The sequence below is a fragment of the Streptomyces sp. NRRL S-244 genome, from assembly GCF_000717915.1.
GTDB lineage: Bacteria > Actinomycetota > Actinomycetes > Streptomycetales > Streptomycetaceae > Streptomyces.
Genome location: NZ_JOCX01000023.1, coordinates 1 through 18,543, shown reverse-complemented (window position 1 = coordinate 18,543; position 18,543 = coordinate 1). Strand labels below are relative to the sequence as shown.

At 70.1% G+C, this 18,543-nt stretch carries 19 protein-coding genes, 1 tRNA gene and 4 pseudogenes; 11 read left to right on the top strand and 13 right to left on the bottom strand.

What is annotated here, in order from left to right; all coding sequences use genetic code 11:
• Positions 1–20: 20 nt before the first annotated feature.
• The 3 genes from IF02_RS0124685 to IF02_RS0124675 are packed head-to-tail and all read left to right on the top strand — an operon-like array spanning position 21 to position 4,098.
• Entirely contained in the window at positions 21–2,585 is a 2,565-nt protein-coding gene (locus IF02_RS0124685; RefSeq protein ID WP_030160458.1) for a phosphoribosyltransferase, read from the top strand.
• The gene (locus IF02_RS0124680; protein ID WP_051696509.1) at positions 2,582–3,442 is read left to right on the top strand and encodes a hypothetical protein; all 861 of its coding nucleotides are present in this window, start codon (positions 2,582–2,584) and stop codon (positions 3,440–3,442) included. Before IF02_RS0124685 ends, IF02_RS0124680 begins: the two co-directional genes overlap by 4 nt.
• Positions 3,439–4,098, top strand: a complete 660-nt coding sequence (locus IF02_RS0124675; RefSeq protein ID WP_030160454.1) for an O-methyltransferase — start codon at positions 3,439–3,441, stop codon at positions 4,096–4,098. The genes IF02_RS0124680 and IF02_RS0124675 overlap by 4 nt, the downstream gene beginning before the upstream one ends.
• A gap of 21 nt (positions 4,099–4,119) precedes the next feature.
• Here the strand turns inward: IF02_RS0124675 and IF02_RS0124670 are convergent, their stop codons facing one another.
• From IF02_RS0124670 to IF02_RS0124660, 3 genes are all read right to left on the bottom strand, one after another.
• The gene (locus tag IF02_RS0124670; protein ID WP_030160452.1) at positions 4,120–4,323 is read right to left on the bottom strand and encodes an FmdB family zinc ribbon protein; all 204 of its coding nucleotides are present in this window, start codon (positions 4,321–4,323) and stop codon (positions 4,120–4,122) included.
• 121 nt (positions 4,324–4,444) lie between these two features.
• On the bottom strand, positions 4,445–4,981 hold the full coding sequence (locus IF02_RS32675) for a DUF4383 domain-containing protein (RefSeq protein WP_051696520.1): 537 nt from the start codon (positions 4,979–4,981) through the stop codon (positions 4,445–4,447).
• A 238-nt stretch (positions 4,982–5,219) separates the two neighbouring features.
• On the bottom strand, positions 5,220–6,482 hold the full coding sequence (locus IF02_RS0124660; protein WP_234318319.1) for a hypothetical protein: 1,263 nt from the start codon (positions 6,480–6,482) through the stop codon (positions 5,220–5,222).
• A 105-nt stretch (positions 6,483–6,587) separates the two neighbouring features.
• On the opposite strand from IF02_RS0124660, the gene IF02_RS0124655 reads away from it, so the two are divergent.
• Positions 6,588–6,662 (top strand) — tRNA-Val (locus IF02_RS0124655).
• A gap of 63 nt (positions 6,663–6,725) precedes the next feature.
• Here the strand turns inward: IF02_RS0124655 and IF02_RS34000 are convergent.
• Together IF02_RS34000 and IF02_RS36250 are read right to left on the bottom strand one after the other, a co-directional pair.
• Positions 6,726–7,480 (bottom strand): annotated as a pseudogene (locus IF02_RS34000) (tyrosine-type recombinase/integrase); the annotation flags it as partial.
• A gap of 79 nt (positions 7,481–7,559) precedes the next feature.
• Positions 7,560–7,703 (bottom strand): annotated as a pseudogene (locus tag IF02_RS36250) (DUF3631 domain-containing protein); the annotation flags it as partial.
• Here IF02_RS36250 and IF02_RS35695 point away from each other — a divergent pair.
• Positions 7,704–7,868, top strand: a pseudogene (locus tag IF02_RS35695) (YdcF family protein); the annotation flags it as partial.
• Positions 7,869–8,066: 198 nt separating this feature from the next.
• Here IF02_RS35695 and IF02_RS0124645 read toward each other — a convergent pair.
• On the bottom strand, positions 8,067–8,384 hold the full coding sequence (locus IF02_RS0124645) for a hypothetical protein (protein WP_030160446.1): 318 nt from the start codon (positions 8,382–8,384) through the stop codon (positions 8,067–8,069).
• A gap of 305 nt (positions 8,385–8,689) precedes the next feature.
• Between IF02_RS0124645 and IF02_RS34940 the strand changes: the two genes are divergently transcribed.
• Positions 8,690–9,058, top strand: coding sequence for a hypothetical protein (locus IF02_RS34940; protein ID WP_158708554.1), 369 nt, complete (start codon positions 8,690–8,692; stop codon positions 9,056–9,058).
• 103 nt (positions 9,059–9,161) lie between these two features.
• Here IF02_RS34940 and IF02_RS34935 read toward each other — a convergent pair whose 3' ends face one another.
• Entirely contained in the window at positions 9,162–9,761 is a 600-nt protein-coding gene (locus IF02_RS34935) for a hypothetical protein (RefSeq protein ID WP_158708553.1), read from the bottom strand.
• A 314-nt stretch (positions 9,762–10,075) separates the two neighbouring features.
• On the bottom strand, positions 10,076–10,210 hold the full coding sequence (locus tag IF02_RS33995; RefSeq protein ID WP_078622299.1) for an integrase: 135 nt from the start codon (positions 10,208–10,210) through the stop codon (positions 10,076–10,078).
• Here IF02_RS33995 and IF02_RS35690 point away from each other — a divergent pair.
• Positions 10,173–10,418, top strand: coding sequence for an HAD family hydrolase (locus tag IF02_RS35690; RefSeq protein WP_234318318.1), 246 nt, complete (start codon positions 10,173–10,175; stop codon positions 10,416–10,418). The genes IF02_RS33995 and IF02_RS35690 overlap by 38 nt on opposite strands.
• A gap of 725 nt (positions 10,419–11,143) precedes the next feature.
• Positions 11,144–11,719 (top strand): annotated as a pseudogene (locus IF02_RS0124630) (UTRA domain-containing protein); the annotation flags it as partial.
• A 75-nt stretch (positions 11,720–11,794) separates the two neighbouring features.
• On the opposite strand, the gene IF02_RS34925 reads toward IF02_RS0124630, so the two are convergent.
• Entirely contained in the window at positions 11,795–12,580 is a 786-nt protein-coding gene (locus IF02_RS34925; RefSeq protein WP_158708551.1) for a hypothetical protein, read from the bottom strand.
• Between the two features lie 311 nt (positions 12,581–12,891).
• On the opposite strand from IF02_RS34925, the gene IF02_RS36135 reads away from it, so the two are divergent.
• The 3 genes from IF02_RS36135 to IF02_RS0124615 all read left to right on the top strand — a co-directional run bounded on the left by IF02_RS36135 (position 12,892) and on the right by IF02_RS0124615 (position 14,248).
• Positions 12,892–13,068 carry an HGGxSTG domain-containing protein gene (locus IF02_RS36135; RefSeq protein ID WP_158708550.1) on the top strand — a complete coding sequence of 59 codons (177 nt, stop codon included), beginning with the start codon at positions 12,892–12,894 and terminating at the stop codon, positions 13,066–13,068.
• Between the two features lie 304 nt (positions 13,069–13,372).
• Positions 13,373–14,005 carry a TRADD-N-associated membrane domain-containing protein gene (locus tag IF02_RS0124620; RefSeq protein WP_234318317.1) on the top strand — a complete coding sequence of 211 codons (633 nt, stop codon included), beginning with the start codon at positions 13,373–13,375 and terminating at the stop codon, positions 14,003–14,005.
• Between the two features lie 15 nt (positions 14,006–14,020).
• A complete protein-coding gene (locus IF02_RS0124615; RefSeq protein ID WP_030160441.1) occupies positions 14,021–14,248 on the top strand; it encodes a DUF2277 domain-containing protein in 228 nt (75 codons plus the stop codon).
• A 12-nt stretch (positions 14,249–14,260) separates the two neighbouring features.
• Here the strand turns inward: IF02_RS0124615 and IF02_RS0124610 are convergent, their stop codons facing one another.
• The 4 genes from IF02_RS0124610 to IF02_RS0124595 form a co-directional block, all read right to left on the bottom strand.
• Positions 14,261–14,770: a hypothetical protein gene (locus IF02_RS0124610; RefSeq protein ID WP_030160439.1), complete on the bottom strand. Its 510-nt coding sequence runs from the start codon at positions 14,768–14,770 to the stop codon at positions 14,261–14,263.
• Positions 14,771–14,935: 165 nt separating this feature from the next.
• Positions 14,936–15,571, bottom strand: a complete 636-nt coding sequence (locus IF02_RS0124605; RefSeq protein WP_078622298.1) for a DedA family protein — start codon at positions 15,569–15,571, stop codon at positions 14,936–14,938.
• Between the two features lie 290 nt (positions 15,572–15,861).
• A complete protein-coding gene (locus IF02_RS0124600) occupies positions 15,862–17,547 on the bottom strand; it encodes an alkaline phosphatase D family protein (RefSeq protein ID WP_030160434.1) in 1,686 nt (561 codons plus the stop codon).
• Positions 17,548–17,676: 129 nt separating this feature from the next.
• The gene (locus IF02_RS0124595; protein ID WP_030160432.1) at positions 17,677–18,321 is read right to left on the bottom strand and encodes an HNH endonuclease family protein; all 645 of its coding nucleotides are present in this window, start codon (positions 18,319–18,321) and stop codon (positions 17,677–17,679) included.
• Positions 18,322–18,543 lie beyond the last annotated feature (222 nt).

Sequence of the window (18,543 nt, the reverse complement as noted above, 5' to 3'; positions counted from 1 at the left end):
CTACGGAGAAGGGCAAGACGATCGACGCGGTGTGGTCGGGAACCTGGGTGGCCGAGCGGCTGGGCGTACGCCTGGAGGAGGCCGGCGACCCGGGATCGCCACGGCTCGACGAACTGCTCGGCCTCGCCCTGCGGCGCAATCCGAAGCGGGCCCACCTGCTGGTCTCGCAGGTGCTCGGCAAGCACGTCCCGCAGTCCCCGCGGGCCGTGTACGCCGCCGGGCACGGGCTCGGCGAGCGGGTCCGGGCCCTGCTGGGCGACGAGGCCGCCGCCGTGGTGGTCCTCGGGTACGCCGAGACGGCGACCGGGCTCGGGCACTGCGTGGCCGACGGTCTCGGAGCGGCCCCCTACCTGCACTCCACCCGCCGCCCCGTGCCGGGCGTCGAGCCCGCCGGCGGGTTCGAGGAGGCCCACTCGCACGCCACCTCCCACCTGCTGCTGCCGCAGGACCCGAAGCTGCTGGCCGGCAGCGGACCGCTGGTCCTCGTCGACGACGAGTTCTCCACCGGCAACACGGTCCTGAACACCATCCGCGACCTGCACGCCCGCCACCCCCGCGCGCACTACGTGGTCGTCGCCCTCGTCGACATGCGCTCCCCGGCCGACCGCGAGCGGCTCACCGCCTTCGCCGCCGAGATCGGCGCGCGCGTCGACCTGATCGCGCTCGCCTCCGGGACGGTGCACCTCCCCGAGGGGGTCCTGGCCAAGGGACAGGCACTGGTCGAGGAGTACGAGCGCGAGGGCGCGGGCGCTGCGGGCGCTCCGGCCCCGGGTGTTTCGGACGAGGCTCCCGCTGCCGCCGCGGCTGCCGCGGCCCCCGTCGGGCGGGTCGTGCTGGACTGGCCCGCCGGGGTCCCGGACGGCGGCCGGCACGGGTTCACCCCCGAGCACCGCGCCCGGCTCGAAGCGGCCCTGCCCGCGCTGGCCCGGCAGCTCGCCGACGCGCTCGGAGCCGAGCCCGGGCGGGTCCTCGTACTCGGCAACGAGGAGCTGATGTACGCGCCGCTGCGCCTCGCGCGGGCCCTGGAGGAATCCGGGGCCGCGGCCGAGGTCCGGTTCTCGACCACCACCCGCTCGCCCGTGCTCGCCGTCGACGACCCCGGCTACGCCATCCGCTCCCGGATCGTCTTCCCCGCCCACGACCACCCCGCCGACGGGCCCGGCGACCGGTACGCCTACAACGTCGCGGGCGCCGGCTTCGACACCGTCGTCGCCGTCGCCGACACCCACGGGGACACCGGTGCGCTGCACGCCCCCGACGGGCTCCTCGCGCGCCTGGCCCCGCACGCCGGCCGGGTCCTGCTCGCGCTGGTCCCCTCGTACACCCCGGACGTCTCCTCCGGCGTTTCCTCCGACCGGCGGGAGCCGATCATGCCCGAGCCGATCCTCTCCGAGCCGATCCTGCCCGAGCCGATCCTGTCAGCGCCGATCCTGTCCGAGCCGCTGCGCGGACCCGCCTTCTCCTCGTACGCCCCGGAGGACTGCGGCTGGCTGCTCCAGGACCTCTCCGACGCGGCGCTGGAGGCCCCGACCGAGGAGCGCGAGGAGGCCATCCAGGCGGGCGGCGCGCACTACGCCGAGTCGCTGCCCGTCGAGTACCAGCCGTCCCCCCAGTACCAGGAGCTCTACCGGAGCGCGCTGACCGCGTCCGCCGCCCGTATCGCCCGGGCCGTCGGCACGGTCACCGAGACCGTCCTCGCCGAGCGGTCCCCCTCCCCGGTCCTCGTCTCGCTGGCCCGCGCCGGCACCCCCGTCGGTGTCCTGATGCGCCGCTGGGCCCGGGCCCGGCACGGCCTGGACCTGCCGCACTACGCCGTCTCCATCGTGCGCGGCCGCGGCATCGACCCCAACGCCCTGCGCTGGCTGGCCGCCCACCACGACCCCGCGGACATCGTCTTCGTGGACGGCTGGACGGGCAAGGGCGCCATCACGCGCGAGCTCGCGGCGGCGCTGGAGGCCCACCGGGATGCGGGGGGACCGGACTTCAACCCGGAGATCGTGGTCCTCGCCGACCCCGGTTCCTGCGTGTCCACGTACGGCACCCGCGAGGACTTCCTGATCCCCTCCGCCTGCCTCAATTCCACCGTTTCCGGACTGATCTCGCGTACGGTCCTCAGGTCCGACCTGGTCGGGCCCGCCGACTTCCACGGCGCGAAGTTCTACCGCGAGCTCGCCGGAGCCGATGTCTCCACCGGCTTCATCGACACCGTCGCCGCCCGCTTCGACGAGGTGGCCGAGGCCGTCGGCGCCGAGGTCAAGGAGCTCCTCGCCGCCGACCGCACGCCCACCTGGGAGGGCTGGGCGGCGGTCGAGCGGATCAGCGAGGAGTACGGCATCCACGACGTGAACCTGGTCAAGCCCGGCGTCGGCGAGACGACGCGGGTGCTGCTGCGGCGCGTGCCGTGGAAGATCCTGGCGCAGCGCGGCGCCGGGGCGGACCTGGACCACGTACGGCTGCTCGCCGAGCAGCGGGGCGTGCCGGTGGAAGAGGTCGACGGGCTGCCCTACACCTGCGTAGGACTCATCCACCCCCGCTTCACACGTGGCGCGACCGGCGCCGACGGAAAGGCCGTGACCTCCAAGTGACTGCGACTGTCCTGGTAGCCAGTGATCTCGACCGCACCCTCATCTACTCGGCGGCCGCGCTCGGCCTGACCATGCCCGACCCGGTGGCCCCGCGGCTGCTGTGCGTCGAGGTGCACGAGAACAAGCCGCTGTCGTACATGACGGAGACGGCGGCGGCGCTGCTGGCCGAGCTGACGGCCGATCCCGCGGTGGTCTTCGTCCCGACGACGACCCGGACGCGCAAGCAGTACCAGCGCATCCGCTTCCCCGGGCGCCCGGCCCCGTACGCGATCTGCGCCAACGGCGGGCAGCTGCTGGTGGACGGGGTCCCGGACCGGGACTGGCGGCGCGAGGTGGCGGCGCGGCTGGCGCAGGAGTGCGCCCCGCTGGAGGAGGTGCACGCGCACCTGCTGGCGACGGCGGACCCGGCGTGGCTGCGCAAGGCGCGGATCGCGGAGGACCTGTTCACGTACCTGGTCGTCGAACGCGACCTGGTGCCGCGGGAGTGGGTCAAGGCGCTGACGGAGTGGGCCGACGGGCGCGGCTGGACGGTCTCCCTCCAGGGCCGCAAGATCTACGCCGTGCCGCGTCCGCTGACGAAGAGCGCGGCGATGCGCGAGGTGGCCCGCCGTACGGGCGCCACCACGACCCTCGCCGCCGGCGACTCGCTGCTCGACGCGGACCTGCTGCTGGCGGCGGACGCGGCCTGGCGGCCGGGCCACGGGGAGCTGGCCGACGCGGGCTGGACGGCGCCGACGGTCACGGCCCTGGAGGCGGCGGGCGTGCTGGCGGGGGAGGAGATCGTGCGGGCTTTCGCGGAGGCGGTGGCCCGGGAGGGTGTCCGTCCGGCCGGCGGTGTCGGCACACTGGGCGCATGACCAAGGGCAACAGCACCAAGATCACTGACGAGCTGTACCGCTACGTGCTCGACCACAACCCCCCGCTGGACACGGTCCAGCGGGGGCTGGTGGCGACGACGTACGAGAAGTTCCCGGACGTCGCCGGCATGCAGTCGGCGGAGGAGCAGGGGCCGCTGCTGGCCTTCCTGGTCCGGCTGACCGGCGCCCGCCACATCGTCGAGGTCGGCACCTTCACCGGCTTCTCGACCCTGTCGATGGCCCAGGCCCTGCCGGCGGACGGCGTGCTCGTCGCGTGCGACGTCTCGGAGGAGTGGACGGCGTACGGGCGCGAGGCCTGGAAGGCGGCGGGCGTCGCCGACCGGATCGACCTGCGGATCGCCCCGGCGCTGGACACGCTGCGCGCCATGCCGCAGGAGCCGCACATCGACATGGCCTACGTGGACGCGGACAAGGAAAGCCAGATCGCTTACTGGGAGGAGCTCGTTCCGCGGCTGCGCCCGGGCGGGCTGATCGTCACGGACAACACGCTGTTCCACGGCACGGTCCTGGACGAGTCCGCGACGGGTTCGGCGGCGGGGGTCCGCGCGTACAACGAGCACGTCGCGGCGGACACCCGCATGGAATCGGTCCTGCTGGCGATCTCGGACGGGCTCACCCTCTCGCGCAAGCGCTAGTCGGCATCCGGCGCTCCGCGGTCAGCAGCAGCCCCCACCACCGCAGCAGCCCCCGCCGGACGGGGCGGGGGCGCTGCTGGTCCCGCCCACGGCGACGGCGGAGAGCAGCTTCACGGTGTCGGCGTGGCCGGCCGGGCAGTCGGCGGGCGCGGACGACTCGGCCATGGGCCGGCTGACCTCGAAGGTGTCTTCGCAGGTCCGGCAGCGGAATTCATAACGAGGCATGGCCCCAGGCTACAGAGCGGCGCGCCTCCCGCTACAGGCTCGGCGCCACGGGGTTCGGCGCTACGGGGTTCGGCGGTACAGCTTCGGCGGTACGGGGTCCGGCGCTACGGGGTCCGGCGATCTAGAAGCCGTGGCTGAGCCGGGCGGCGGCCGCCGCGGCCCGGTCCTCCCGTGCGGCCTGCTCGGGGTTGCGGGCCCGCCAGTACGGATTGTCGTGCGGCAGGGCGCTGCCCACCCGCCCGTACATCCCGAACCACATCAGCATCACGCCGACGACGAAGCTGAACAGCACGTTCTGGATCTTGAAGGCCAGGAAGTTCACCCCGGTGTCCAGCAGGGCCAGATTCACGAACCCGCTGGCGATGAAGGCCAGCCCCAGCACGATGTTGAGGGTGGAGGCGAAGTTCCCGCCGATCACCATCCCGGCGAACAGCAGCAGCCCGATGCAGATCGACAGGACGCTCAGCGCGCCGTTGGTGTTCAGCGCGAGCACCGTGGCGCCGCCGGTGTCGAAGAACCCGATCCGGTCGATCAGCCCGAGGATCCCGAACGCGACCAGCAGCAGCCCCATCAGACCCGCGCCCACCCGGTACACCTGGCTGAGCTTGTGGTCGGTGGGCAGGTGCTCGTCGAGCCGGGTGTTGACGGGACGCGCCATGCGCCGCACCAGGTAGGGGACGTGCGGTGCGGGCAGCTCGATCGGCCCGTGGGCCACGTACGGAGCGTAGTTCTCGTGGGGCTCGTGGCACCCGTAGGCCGCGTGCGGCGCGGTCACGGGGGGTGCGTCGGGCGCACGATCGGTGTGCGAAGTGTGGGCAGCCATCACGCCCTCCTCTTCCAGCCACCTCCAGCATCCATCGATGCCCCCTCCGCGACAAGCGCGGACGTCGCGGACCTCAGCCGGTCCCGGTCCCGGTCCCGCTCCCGCGCCCGCCGCGGATATCCGAGACGACCCGCCCCACGTCCGCCCGCACCTGCTCCATCTCCTGAAGGAAGTGCCAGTAGTCGGGGTGCCGCTCCTCCAGCCCGGCCAGCGCCCGTTCCATCCGCGCCACCGACTCGTCCAGCGGCCGCGCGTGCCGCGGATCGGGCACACTGCGGCCCTCCATCGCCAGCCGCTGCGCATCCCGGATCGCGAACCGGGTCCGCTGCACCTCCGCCTGCGGGTCCCGCGCCACCGCCTCCAGCCGCGACAGCCGGTCCTGCGCCGCCGACACCGCCTCGTCGGTGGCATCCAGCGCACCCCGGACCGACTCGACCAGCGCCGCCACGTCCGCCCAGCGCTGCTCCTCGCGCGCCCGCGCCGCCTCCCCCAGCTGCTCCTCGGCCCGCGCCACGTCCCGTACGGCCTGATCCGGCACCTGCTGCAGGTCCTGCCAGCACGCGGCACTGAACCGCCGGCGCAGCTCACTGAGGACCGGATCCACCCGGTCCGCCCGATTGCGCAGCGCCTGCGCCCGCGTCCGCAGGCTCACCAGCCGCCGGTCGATCTCCGCGGCCCGCTCCGGGAGCCGCGCCACCTCGGCCCGTATCGCCTCCGCGTCCCGCAGGATCCGGTCCGCGCGCTGGATGGTCTCCTGCACCCCGTGCCGCGCGGCGCCCTGGTTCAGCAGGGTCAGCTCGGGCCCGAGCGCGGCCAGCCGCGCCGCGAACTCATCGGCCCGCATCCCCTTGCCCCGTACGTCGTCCAGCGCACTGCTCGCCGCGAGCAGCGCGGCCCGGGCCCGCTCCCGCGCGGGCGCCACCCGGGCCAGCTGCGTCTCGGCCTTGTCCAGCAGCGGCTGCAGCCCCTGGGCGAAACGGTCCAGCTCACCCTTGACCCGGACCAGCTCGTCACGGGCCCGCGTCAGCTGCTCCCGCGCCCGCGCGGCGACCGACCCCTCCAGATCCACCCGATCAAGGTCGTGCGCGTCGACGGCCTCGATGTACACATGGCTGACCTGGTCGATCCGCTGCCCGAGCGCGGCGAACCCCTCCCCGGCCTGCCGCGCCGCGGGCGACCCGTCGGCGGCCGCGATGGTCTCCATGGAGATCCGCAGATCCCGCTGCGCGGTGTCCAGCTCGTAGAACGCGGCCGCGGCGGCATCCTTCGCCGCCTGCGCATCCGCCCGCCGACTCTCGTCCCGCCCGCCGAACCACCGCCGGGATGCCGTCGTCACAATCCCTCTCCCGTACCGCCTCCGCCATGCCCCGGTCCATTCTCTCCCACGGATGCGGGTTTGCGTGGGGGGTGCGCCTGCCATGTAGGCTGTCCACTCATCCACGGGTGTGTAGCTCAGGGGTAGAGCGCTGCTCTTACAAAGCAGATGTCGGCGGTTCGAAACCGTCCACGCCCACCAGCACAAAGGCCCCCAACCGATCACGGTTGGGGGCCTTTGACGGCTTCAGGTGACGGCAGTTGCCTACTCGGCCGGCCGCCGACGGCGCAGCAGCCGGTCCATGTGCCCCATCGCCTCGCGCCTACTGCCGTCGGTCACATGGGTGTAGATGTTCATCGTGACGGCGATCTGTGAGTGCCCCAGGATCTCCATCACCACCCGCGGCGCCACCCCGGCCGCGAAGAGCAGCGTGGCGCACCCGTGCCGCGCGTCGTGCAGCCGGATCCGCGGCAGGCCGGCGTCCAGGCCGATCCGCTCGAAGGACCGGCTGAGGTTGCGCGGCTCGACCGGCCGGCCCGTGCGTGTCGTGAAGACGTAGTCACTCTCGTCCCATTCCTTGGCGGCGGCCCGCAGCGCGGCCTGCCGCATCCGCTGCCACCGCAGCGGCGCCACGCACATGCGCGGGATCGGGATGGCTCGGGCGCGCCGGTTCTTGGTCGAGTCCGCGTACAGCTCCTTTTGCACGCGCTGGATCTGGTTCCGCACGGTGAGCGTCCGGCGTTCCAGGTCGATGTCCGACCAGCGAAGCCCGAGGATCTCGCCGCGGCGCAGACCCAGGGCCACCGCCAGCGCGAAGGCGGTGTACAGGGGATCGCGGCGGGAGGATTCCAGGAAGGCCAACGTCTGGTCGAGGTCCCAGGCTTCAGCTCCCGCTGGACGACGCGGGGCGCCGGCACGAGCTGGACCACGTTCCGACTGATCGGCTCCTCCCGGTTCGCGGCGGTGAGCGCGCTGCGCAGTACCCGTTGCGACTCCTTGGCCGTGACTGCGGACGCCTGCGCGGTCCTGACGCGCGCCGTCGTCATCGCGTGCGGCGTTGACGAGTTCCAGGCAAGCGTCGCGGGCCCGCTCGGGCCATGTACCGCCGGCCGCCTTTGCGACGGCGAGGAGGGGCTCCCACACGTTTGCGGGCCGGTCCACGATGCTCTCGGGCAGCACGGGCCAGGCGTCGCTGAGCTGCTCCCGTACGGATTCAGCCCACGCGGCGAGCCGCTCGCGCAGGGCGACCCGCGATTGGTCTTTGACATGCTGGTTGGTGCCCTTCAGCGCCTCATGCTCTATCCCGCGCAGGGCTTCATGGTCACCCTCCCCGTGCCTGGCGAGGTTTCAGCCGCCTACATGCGACTGTGTGCAGGCGGCTTCACCAGTCGCCCTGCTCGTACTTGAGTGGCATAGATCACAGTCGGAGCCCTGCCCGGGCGGCAGCCGCCTTGCAGTACAGGACTAATAGGCAGAGATCGAGGCGCTGTTCAGAACGTGATCGGCCAGATCCGGGCTGGCTGAGCCTTGCCGGGGGAAAGGTGAAGACAGCATGGCGTGTCGCTGCGTGGTCGGATCCGTACGCCTCGGGATGCTGCCCGGCTTTCATTGATAGACAATGAATAGGTAGCGACCTTGGGAGGCGATATGTCTCGGCCGCATCGAGGGGCGAACGCGCAAGATGCAGAGATTTCTCAGTTTCAGAGAATAGCTCTCGATGAACTTAGCGAGTTCGTTAGATCGTTTGAGGATATGAATGATGCTGCAGTCCAGGCGCCGCGCCTGGATGCCGAGCAAGTTATTTCTGAACTCGCGAGGATCGCTGAACACCTGGAAACCGTAGAAGCGCTGGCGCGCGGGCGTGTACTCGCCATGCTTGCCTCCGATATGCGCCGTCTGGAAAGAAAAGCTGAAGCGGAGCATGTTACCGGGGCCCTGGGAGGTGACGCTAGCAGAACGAAGACGAAGCGCCACCCGCCGGCACTATCGATGGTGACGGACGGCGAGACTGAGCGCGGCTATCCACGGGGTGATAAACTTAGTCGGCGAGGGCAGTGGGGGCGGCGAATTAGCGACGCCGCAGCGCTCTTCGATCTGTTCGGAGGGGCCAGTCGTAGTGATAGGCCGACAATAGATCGGCCATTCACTGCGGGGTTGGAGCGCAGAGTGGATGCTGCGGAGAAGTTGCTTGTTCGTGACAAAGAACACCGAGGGCAGGGTGGGAAACTATGACAGCACTCGTGGTTCCCGATATCCCGCAAGAGCTGGCGGAAAAGCTGGCGAACCTCCAAGCAGAGAATGCCCAAGTCTATGCAGATGTAATGGCGGCTTGGAAGGTCGATCAAGAAGAGGCGCGGAAAACAGAGAGAGCTGCAAAGCGTGTGCCCTGGATCTGCAGGCTAATAGCGCTAGGGGCGCTATTGGTTATGGGGCTGCTTGCTTGGCACGCCATTGACGAAGGTGCTGCTGCAGAAGGCGTTACAATCATCACCTCCGCCGCCGCTTCAGTAGCTTTCGTTTTCATTACCGGTCGCCTGACAGACCAAGGCGGTGTTGACGGTAGCGAGGTCGAGGTTGCTCGCGAAGATGAAACGTAGCAAGAGTCAGCGCGCCGAATCGCGGCCGGAACGCCACCGGCGGGCGGGCCACTGCCAACCCGGGTCGGCGGTTCTGAACTGCATCAAACCGGCGTGAAAATAGCTACAGCACTTCGTGAGCTGCCCTATCGAGAAATTTCCGCAGGGCGGCCAGGTGCTTATCTTCTGCGGAAAGAAATTCTGCGCTGAGCTTGTTCAGATGTTCTTCGGTGAAGCCTTCTGCGCGGTCCTTGGCATTCCAGTTAGTTGCCTTCTCGTTTATGAGTCGGAAGGTCGTGCCGAGCTCCACTAGTCCGCGTCTCCCTTCGTCCGTTGTCACCAACCGCACTGTTGCGAGCGACTGCACGAGGGCCGTGTGGGCCGGCATGTACTTTTCGCTCTCCTGACGGTGCATATCTTCGGCGCTGTTCTGAGGGAGGAAACTGGCGGCCAGTAGTGCGGTGGCCTGATCCACGAATTTGTTACTGCTTGCTGCGAGGTCCACGTAGGCGCCCCGTCGAATATCAGCTCGCCGTTCAGCGTCTTCCGCTTGTCGCGCCTCGACCCCGTCCTGTCGGGTCTTTTCGGCCTCGTTGTAGACGAGGACGCTTCCTGCGAGACCGGAGAGGGCCCCGATCAGGGCCCCTCCGAGGGCGGCGAGGATGGTCGCTCGTTGGGTTTGCCGTTCTCGGGTGTCGTTTGCCTTGTCTCTCTTCTCCGGCATGAAGGATGCCTACCGTGGTCTAGTGGGCTTGGTACCAGCGACCACCTGTTGGCACCAATGTGGCGGGGTGCCCGCGGCCTGCCCGGATACGGGACTTTTTAGGCCGTACCTGACGGCAACATGAACGTACATAGCAGATCCGCATTGGCCGTGGCTGCACCGCTGCGGCAGTGAGAGCTGGTAATTCACCTGGTCCGACGCGCAGCTGGGCGAGCTTACAAAACAGATGTCGGCGGTTCGAAACCGTCCACGCCCACCAGCACAAAGGCCCCCAACCGATCCCGGTTGGGGGCCTTTGCCATCTCCACCCGACATCAACGGGGACGACCGCGCCGAGTTCTCAACAGCCGGTCCATGTGCCGGATCGCCTCGCGCTGCGTGTCCTGGACGAGATGCGCGTACACGTTCTCGGTGCCCGCGATCTGGCAGCGCCCGAGGATCTCCTTCACGTCCTTCGCAGGCCGATGCCTTGACCGCTACGTGTCGCTGTCGGTCGGGCTGCTGCTCGCCCTGAACACGCAAGGGGTGTCGCCAGAGAAGGTAGTGCTGATCGGTGATTCAGTGACCGATGTGCAAGCCGCCCTTGCCGCAGGAGCGATGTCGATCGGGTACGCGAACAAGCCGGCACGACCGAGCGGCCGCGGCGGGCAAGCGTAACCCTGATCATCGAGGCCATGTCCGAGGTGCTCCAGGCCCCTAGGTGCTGGTGCGGTGAAAGCTCGTCTACTTCATCAAGCACCCGGCTGCGCTCCGCCGGGCGGGCTTCCCGGCTCCGCTCCGCGCGACGCCCCTGCCTTCGGCCCGCTCCGCGCGCGCTGCGCCGACGCCCGCCCCTCGAGCGGGACAGGCCCAAGGGCATGAGTCGAACCCCGATCGGCCGTCGATTCCATCCCTCACCGACATGCCTCCGGCGGGGGCCACAGGCTCCGAGACGGCGGGGGCGCCGTACGCGGCTGCCGGCTCGTGGATGGTTGGGGCGGGGTAACTCCCATCCCGTCTGCGTCGGCCCAGGACAAGCCGAGCAGACACGGCACATACGTGTGGGCCGACGGCGGACGGGATGGGGGCCCGACACGGGAGGAGACGCAGTTTGTGGCTCGCCGTCATTCCTTCGAGCTCCTCTCCTCGATCATGAAGCGGGTGGTGAAGAGTGCGTCCGCTCTGCCGCCGGGAAGGACCAAGAGGGCTGGTTCGACCACGCGGCCAGTGGCGTCGGTCGGCACGCGGGTGAGTGCGAGACCGCCAAGGACGTACTGATCCGGAGGACTGCTGCTTCTTCCAGGTCGGGAGGCGGGCACTCAGCCGCTCCTGGACTTCGGTCAGCGGTGGGCTGAGCTCTGTCAAGCGTGCTGCTGTCACGTCGGGCGAGGATGCGTGCCGGAGGGGTGTGCGGGTCCGGGATGTACGTGGCCGAGCCTCGGCAGCGTGTACGCGTGGTCCGGTCCTCAGCGAGGGAGCAGCCGGACGGCTCGCCGTTCCGCGCGGACAAGTGGGCGCTGGGCAAGCACGGGAACTGGGAGAGCCGGACCGAGGCGAAGGTGCCGGCCCCGGCGGAGATCGCGGGGCGACTGGGCATCGCCGAAGGCGAGCCGTGCGTGCGCACCGTCTACGAGTTCCTCGCCGACGGGCAGCCGGTGCAGTTGTCGACGAGCTGGGAGCCGTACGAACTCACCGCCGGCACGCTCGTCGTGTCGCCGGAGGGCGGGCCGCACGCGGGTGTCGGCGTCGTGAATCGGATGGCCGTGATCGGGATTACCGTCAGCCATGCCGTGGAGCAGCCGGAGCCGCGGCATGTCAGCGCCGAAGAGGCATCGCTTCTCGGCATCCAGAAGGCCGCTCTGGTCACCCACATCCGGCGTACGTACTACAGCGACCAAGGGCTACCAGTGGAGACGGCCGACATCGTCATCCCCGTCGCCCTGTGCGCGATCGTGTACGAGGTACCGATCGCCCGCTAACCCCGCCCGCTCCGTGAAGAGGGTGCACCGCTTCCGAGGTCGTTTCCGCAGTTGCGGATAGGAAAGAGGTGTAGGTCAATCCTTCTTGAGATCCGAAAGGTCAACCCTCGCAACACATACGTTTTCTTCTATCCTTTTTGCCCGGCGCATAATCTCGGGATTTTTGTTTAGCGTGCGAAAATCCGCGCGCGCCATATCTACGCGGTGCCGTACCTCGAAACATTCCGCATTTGTGGGATTCGGCAAGTCGTCGACCAGCATCATTGCACTTAGGGCCCAGTATGTGCGGGTGTACTGGCGGGCCTCGATGGCTATGTATCGGTTACGTTTCCCTTCTGTCTCGGATATTTCCAGCGCCGCCTTGTACTCTTTCGTCATCGCGTCGAAATTAAGGTTTTGGGCTGCTATGTCGCCGAGTACGCGATGGGCTTGGAGCGTTTCGAGCGGATCGTCCATTTGTGGGATCCCAGCGCCGTCAGGCGTCGTGTGGGCAGCGAGTTCCAATGCCCGGTTGGCCATGCGAGCCGCAAGTTCAAGGTCTGTGGTCGAAAGTGCCAGGAAAAGGCCAATGGCTCTATATGTCGATGCACTGATGTTCAGTCTCTTCTGTCCATACTGTGAGATCAGGGCGTCCACCTGCCTGGCGAGTGTGACGATCTCGTTTCGGCGGCCGGATCCGCCCGTGCGGTCCATTTCGCTCATCTGTACTACATAGTTAGATATCTCGGTGCGCGCCGCATTCTGCTGCTGCGCATCGGCAATTCCTTGTGATGTATGGACGGCGACAAGCGTCGAGAAGAGAGATATAGCAGTGGCTATCACCGCAACGGTGGCGCCGGCTACTGCTGCCCATGCAGACATCCGTTCCGTGCCAGACGAAGGCGTTGTAATCCGCCAGGTTCGCCGGACAGACCGAGGCATGTCCCTCTCCCGTTCTCCGTCATCGCTACCGACCATCCAGCATGGGACGGAGCTTGACCACCTGGGGACAGCCAAGTGGGCGCCTCGGCATACCGCGAGCTCTGGCGCAGCGGTCCGGGGGATGTAAGGCGCCCCACTATCCGCGTGCCGGCTGTGCCTCGGTCCGCGTTGTTTGCGCCCTTCCGAGAGGCTTGCGGTGGCGAGAGCATTCCTGGGTCCGTCATCCGTGCTGGAAGTAGGGGGGAAACCCGATGACTCAGCCCAGGTGCGGGGCGCAGACGGCCAAGGGGCGTCCGTGCACCAAGCCCGCGATCATGAACAGTTCTCGGTGCCAGTTGCATCAGGGCAGCTGGTCGAACTACGGAGTGGCCCAGCGGAAGAAGAAGGAAGCCGAAGCGAAGATGCGGAAGCTGCGGCGGAAGAAGTGACCTGGTCGGAGGCTGGTCCCTGACATCCGTAGCTGACATCAACGTGGGTGCACGCTGGCGACTCAGAGCGCCCGTGCAGACGTGTTGTGGTCTGGGCTTTGTTGGCGCGGGGCGGGGGCCGGGCGAGCTTACAAAGCAGATGCCGGTGGTTCGAAACCGTCCACGCCCACCAGTACGAAGGCCCCCAACCGATCCCGGTTGGGGGCCTTTGTCGTAGGTGCCCGTGCCTCGCCCCGTCGCTGCGTTGTGCTGGATTGGGTGCAACTGCTTGTCGTGGTGGTGCAGTTCGTTGTTGCATCGGGGGATGGGTGAGTGGGTGGTGGGGGGTGTCGGGCTGCTGGCGGTCGTGGCCGGCGGCGTGGCGTACGTCGTGCTGGACCGGGTGGCCAGGGAGGGGTTCGAGCGGCGGCGGGATGCCGAGCGGGCTCGGTTGCTGGCCCGGGTGGCGGAGCCCGAGCGCGTTGCGGGGGATCCGAAGTACGCCGATGTCGGGGGGCTGCCGGCGGCCCGGCGGGAGGGGCGCGGGGACGCCGAGTTCACGTCCGTGCTGGTCGAGTACTACGCGTACGGGCTGACTCAGGCGCGCAGCAGCTTCGTCACCAGCCAGCGGTTCGCCGGGGCCGGGGCCGCCATCCTGCTGCTCGGGGTGGCGCTCGCGGTGTGGAAGGCCGAGACCAGCGGGGAGCTGTACCTCGGGGTGGTCACCAGCTCGGTGGGACTCGTCATCACGCTCGTCGGGCAGCTCTTCCACCGGCGGGCCGACATCGCCCTGCGGCACATGGCCGACCAGACCGCCTCCCTGCGCGAGGACCGGCGGGCCGCCGCCGCCATGCAGCAGGCCGCCGAGCTGCTGGCGGAGGTCGCGGATCCGGTGCTGCGGGCGCGGCTGCAGGCGGGTCTGATCATGAAACTGTCCGGCGCCGAGCTGCCCCAGTAGCGGGATAGTGGGTGTATGTGCCGTTCCATTAAGACCCTGCGCCCGCCCGCCATCCCCGAGAAAGCCACGGAGGAGGAGATCCGCGCCGCCGCGCTGCAGTACGTACGGAAGGTCTCCGGGTTCCGGGCGCCCGCCGCGCACAATCAGGAGGTCTTCGAGGCCGCCGTCGAGGCGATCGCCGAGGCGACGCGGGACCTGCTGGAAGGTTTGCAGGTCAGAGGCGCGGTCTCCGCCACCGCCTAGGTGCCCTGCGGCTCAGGTCAGGCGGGAGCGGCGGCGGAGGATCCAGATGCCGGTGCCCAGTGCGCCTGCCGCCAGTGAGCCGCCCAGGGCGATCTGGCCGGGGCTCATCGCGCCGACGCTGCCGCCCAGCCCGCCGCGAGCCGCGCCGGGGGTGACCTGGAGGGAGACCGTGACCCGCGGGCCGCCCGAGCCGCCGCATTCGAAGGTGACGGTGTGCGCCCCGGAGTTGGCGTTGCTGAAGACGGTGGCGCTGCCGAAGAGGTTGGTGGCCTCCAGGTTGCCGGGGGTCAGGCGTACGTCGCCGAAGGCGCTGGACGATGCCGTGCCGGTCTTGGTCCCGCAGCCGGTGACGTTCAGGCTGACCCGGCCCCCGGGCGCGACGGCGGTGGGGGAGACGCCGGCGGAGGGCGAGGCGGCGTGGGAGACGGTGAGCGAAGTCGCCGCGGCGAGGACGAGGGTCGCGGCCGCGACCCTTGCCAGGAGGCGGCGGTTCGACGGCTGGGCGAGCGGCGTGGCGGGCATGGAGAAAACTCCTCGGGCTCCTCGAAATGGCGCGGCCAGGGCACGGATGTGACGCGGATTCGGTTGCGCGCCGTGCTGTGGACGCTAGGAGCCCGGGCCCGGGGCGGCGATCGGGGCCGGGTGAACGGGTGAGCCGCTGCTCCACCCGAGGGATCTGGGCGGCCGCTACGCCGCCGGCGCCGCCGTCGGGGCGGGGCGGCGGATGACGAACGCCGCCAGGGCGCCCGCGGCGAAGAGGGCGATCACGGAGACAGCCGTACCGAGCCAGGTCGCGCCGAGCCACTGGGTGCCGAAGTACCCCAGGGCCACGCTGTACCCGGCCCAGGCCATGCCCGCCAGCACCGACCAGGGCAGGAACTCCATCACCTTGCGGTGGGTCTTGCCCGCGCCCAGGGAGACCACCGAACGGCCGGCCGGGGCGAAGCGGGCGATCACCACCAGGGCGCCGCCGCCGCGGGCCAGGGCCGTACCCAGGCGTTCGTGGGCGCGGGTCAGCCGACGGGACCGGGCGATCGCGCGGTCCAGCCGGGCCCCGCCGTGCCGGGCCAGCCGGAACGCGGCCATGTCACCCAGTACCGACGAGGTCGTGGCGATCACCAGCAGCGCGAGGATGTCCGGCACCTGAGCCGGAACCGCCACCGGCACCGGACCGGCCGCACCGGCGGCCGCCGCGGCCGCCGCGGCCGTGATCACCAGAACCCCGCTCGGCAGCACCGGCAGGAAGACGTCGAGCACGACGGACACCGCCACCACGGCGTAGATCCATGGGCTCGCGGTCAGCGACCCCAGAGTCTCAAACAAGGCGGGACTCCCCAGTCCGGTTGACGTGCTGCGGCATGAAGCGCCGCGACGTCGCGGGGGAGCGGCAGGGGCGGCTTGACAGCCATACAGCGTACGCCTGGCGTTGTTGCGCCGTATGCCCGGGGGCTGCCCGGGCCCACAGTCTGTCAGCTCGGGCCGTCGGCTCCTTTCCAGCCGTCCGGCCCCCTCCTGTTGCGCCCGGCCCCCTCCTGCTGTTGCGCCCGGCCCCTCGTATTTCGTCCGCTCGCTTGGTCCGCCGCGCTCAGTCCAATGCGCCCAAACCGCCGTGCTCAGTCCGCCGACGTCAGCTCCCGGTCCAGGACCGTCACCAGCCGGGCGACCCTCTGGCCCGCGTCGCCTGTCTGTCCCTTCCGGGCCGTGTGCGCCTGGTCCAGCCGAAGCCGGGCCGAACGGCCCGCCAGCGCCAGCGTCATCAGCTGGTTCCCGAACCACGGCCCGCCCGTACGCCGCCAGCTCAGCGGCGGCCGACCCGTCCGCCCGTGCCGCGAGAACCCCCGCCCCAGCCACCGCCCCGTCCGCGACCAGCCCAGCCGGAAGCCCCACTTCACCGCCGTGTGGATCGAGTTGTGCACCGGCGAGCACGTCAACTGGAACACCCGCGCCGTACTGGGTATTCGAGGCTCGGCCACATACGCGTGATGCACATCCCCGGACAGCACGCACACCGTCGCCGGCGCCCGCGGCCCCGTCCCCACCTCCTCGATCAGATCGCTCAACGCCGCGAACGAAGCCGGGAACGCCGCCCAGTGCTCCAGATCGCTGCGCCGCCGCAGATCCTCCCCGACCCGCGCCCACCGCGCCCCCCGCTCGCCACGGCACAGCGCGGCATTCCACGTCTCCGCGTCATGGATCAGCGGCGGCATCAGCCACGGCAGCGACGACCCGATGAGGAGGTGGTCGTAACCGCCGTGCCCCGCGAGGGCGTTGTCGCGGAGCCACTGCTGCTCCGCGGGGTCGAGCATCGCCCGCCCGTCCTCGGCGAGCACCCGCGCCGCCCGCGTGTCCACCACCAGCAGCCGCGACCGGCCGAAGTCGCGCCGATAGCTCCAGCGCACCGAGCCCGGATCGGCGTCGGCCGCGGCGGCGAAGGCCCGCAGGGCATCCGTACCGTCCGGGGTCTCGCGTACCGCCCCGTACAGCGGGTCGGCCGCGAGCTCGGCCGGCGAGAGATTGCCCAGGTGCTGGTACACCCAGTACGACATCAGCCCGCTGAGCACGCGCTCCTGCCACCACGGCGTCGCCCGCATCTCCGCCAGCCACGCCGCGCTCGTGTTCCAGTCGTCCACGACGTCGTGGTCGTCGAATATCTGGAGGCTGGGGACCGTGGACAGCAGCCAGCGGATCTCCGGGTCGAGCCAGGACTCGTAATAGAGCCGCGTGTACTCCTCGTAGTCCGCGACCTGGGCGCCGGGAGCCTCCCGCAGATCCCGCCGGGCCGCGAGCCACCGTCTGGTCTCCCGCGACAGCTGGTCCGCGTACACCTGGTCGCCCAGCAGGAGGAGCACATCCGGCCGCACCTCATCCGGATCGGCGGCCAGCCGCGCCGCGAGCGTGTCGAGGGCGTCCGGACCGTGCGGCCCGTGCCGCCCGGCCGGCGGCGCGGCCTGCCGGCACGACCCGAACGTCAGCCGCAGTCCCGGGGCCGGCCGACCGGCTGCGGTCACGGCGGGCGTGGTGATCGTGCTCGGCGGGAAGGCGGTCTCGGGCAGCGGCCAGACGCGCATGCCGTCGAGCAGTACCTCGTACGCCGTCGTGCTGCCCGGGGCCAGGCCGGTCACCGGCACCAGCGCATAGTGGTGCCCCGCGATCTGGAAGGTGCGCACGCTGCCGCCGGCCCCGTCTGCGCACCGTACTTCGGCGGTACACGGGCGGTCGGCCTCGACCCATATCGTGGCCGAACCGCCCGTGTCCCAGTCGACGTAGCGAAGCAGCGGCCCCAGACGCAATCCGGCCATGCAACTCCCCCTCCTCCGTAGCCCCTTCGATCACGGTACGACGGGGAAGGGGGGCGTGGCCTCCCCCTGGCGGGGGAGAGGCCGGGTGAACGGTCGGGGGAGTGGCCAGGTGAACCGGTGGGGCGGGTGTCAGCAGCCGTTGAGGATGCCCACCAGGGCCGACTTCTCGCCGGAGTCCATGCTGAGACCCCAGTACTGCTTCACTTCGACCCACATCCGCGCGTACGTGCAGCGGTAGGCGGTCCGCGACGGCAGCCACTTGCCCGGGTCGAGGTCGCCCTTGGCCTGGTTGACGTTGTCCGTGACCGCGATGAGCTGAGGGCGGGTGAGGTCGTTGGCGAACTGCTGGCGCTTGGACGTGGCCCATGAGCTGGCCCCGGAGCGCCAGGCCTCGGCGAGCGGGACGACGTGGTCGATGTCGAGGTCGGCGGCGTTGGTCCAGGTGGCGCCGTCGTACTCGGAGTACCAGCTGCCGCTCACGGCGGCACACGAGGAGTCGGTGACGACGCCGACGCCGTCGCGCTTCAGGACGGTCTCGCGGGTGTTGCAGCTGCCGGAGACGGTGCTCCAGTGCGGGAAGAGGCTGCGGCTGTATCCGCTGAGGGACCCCTCCGTCTTCGGCGTGACCGTGGCGAGGTAGGAGCGGGCGGCCGCGGCGCTGATGGGGGTGGGCGGGGCGGCCTGGGCGACGGGCGCGTTCACGAGGGAGGTGAGGGCGGCGAGGGTCGCCGCTGACGCGAGCACGCCAATTCGACGCGCGTAGACACCGGATATGAGGGTCTTGAGGGCCATGAGAGGGCTCCCTGAATGCGGGGGGTTTGTGGCCGGTCAGCCCCGGAGGGGCGCGGCCATGGTGGCGGCGCCAGATTGCGTGGCGGCGGGCGCAAGGTTACAGGTTTGCGACATGGGCACGTCACGTGTGGGCGCGGGCAATTTCCCTGCATTTAGCGGAAGTTGGGCTTCCGGGAGGGAGAGGGGGAGGGATGGGGGAGGGAG